The following is a 1,535-nucleotide window of genomic DNA, read 5'->3' as shown; positions in this document are numbered from 1 at the left end:
AGTATATCACGACCATGAAATCTTGTCAATATCTTTTTTCTATTTTTTTAAATTTTTATTTTTATGAAAAAGGATGCTTTCTTACATCCTTTTTCATAAATGTTGATCCTTGAAGTCTTTCAAGTATTCTTTTAGCCTTCTCCGCATCTTTGCTCTTCCTGAAAAACGTTGATTCATCAGAAGTTTATCATAATCTTCTTTTTCTTTATCGGTTAGATTTTTTCGGAATTCTTTCAGGGCTCCTCTTAATAGGACTAGTTCATCCAAAAAGAGTTCTTTTGATCGAAGTCGATGACTAATTTCACCAATCTCTGTATAAGGTACCTTGTTTAATTTCCTTTTGTCGCTCTCTTGTTTTCTAACCTTATCCTTTATGTGATTGCGAAACTTTGTTTTGAAGTAGGTTAATAGAATTTCTTCATTTTCTTCTACCTCCGGATTACTTATTTGTAACTCATACAGCACTAGTCTTCCCTCTTGTTCCCAATCTGCGTGATCCCAAAGATGAATATAAAATTCCTTTTCACATTTCCATACTATCCATTTTACTTTTTCATATGTTTTTTTAAAGTTCATTGGACCTCCTTTCTAACTAGTCTTCATTTTAAAGGAGGTTTGGATTTATTTGTGCTTATTTTCTATTTGGGATCTTTTCTTATTCTAATTGGTCATTATTTTGATAAGAATGTCAGAATAATGGTTTTATCAAACAAAAAAAGTTGCTACCAATGTAACAACTTTTGTGATAGTCCGTACGGGATTCGAACCCGTGTTACCGCCGTGAAAAGGCGGTGTCTTAACCCCTTGACCAACGGACCATTTTTACAACGTAATCTATTATATCAGTTCATTTTCATCTGTCAACACTTTTTTGAAAAAAAGAGCCGAAATTTTCGGCTCCCTTGAATGTAGACAAACTATTGTTTTACATAAAAAAGCAAGATGTTTTTCAAAAAATTACTTTTATTTTTAGTCATTTAGGAAGATTAGAAACTTTTCCGCCGTGAGAAAAGTGCCTGAAACGTAATAGTTTCAGGCACTCGGAATTATTGAGACCTTAGGCTCAATAATTAGTCATGGAACTTCTTAGAAGTTCGCTGACGTCCGATCTCACCTAAGGAAAGTTTTTAGAAGACTTTATCTTCAATCTGAGGAGCCGAAATTTTCGGCTCCTTCTAAATGCTTTAGAAGACTATAAAGTTTATTACTTATTTTCTTCCATTTTAGATTTAATTTCTTCATAAGATAATGGTTTAGATTCTTTTTCTAATTCTAAATCAGTATCTTCTGGCATTTTACCTGTTTCATACAACGACTTAATTTGAACACTGTCCAAGGTTTCGTATTTCAACAAGGCTTCTGCAATCAACTTGTGGGTCTCACGATTGTTCTGGATGATTTCAGCCGCTTTATTGCGAGCTTCATTCAAAAGACTTCTTACTTCTTCATCAATTTCATATGCAGTTTGCTCTGAAATGAATTTTTGAGTCGTTTGAGCTCCAAACATAGCATGGTTGCCTTCGTATTGAACTGGA

At 33.4% G+C, this 1,535-nt stretch carries 1 protein-coding gene, 1 tRNA gene and 1 pseudogene; all 3 read right to left on the bottom strand.

Annotation, left to right across the window (positions count from 1 at the left end; genetic code table 11):
* Positions 1 to 93: 93 nt before the first annotated feature.
* Positions 94 to 576 carry a hypothetical protein gene (locus tag ACLOR3_RS03255; RefSeq protein ID WP_061564548.1) on the bottom strand — a complete coding sequence of 161 codons (483 nt, stop codon included), beginning with the start codon at positions 574 to 576 and terminating at the stop codon, positions 94 to 96.
* Positions 577 to 746: 170 nt separating this feature from the next.
* Positions 747 to 818 (bottom strand) — tRNA-Glu (locus ACLOR3_RS03250).
* Between the two features lie 386 nt (positions 819 to 1,204).
* Positions 1,205 to 1,535: pseudogene (locus ACLOR3_RS03245) on the bottom strand (ATP-dependent zinc metalloprotease FtsH); the annotation flags it as partial.

Source organism: Streptococcus intestinihominis (genome assembly GCF_046824975.1).
GTDB lineage: Bacteria > Bacillota > Bacilli > Lactobacillales > Streptococcaceae > Streptococcus.
This window is presented reverse-complemented; position numbering and strand designations above follow the sequence as displayed.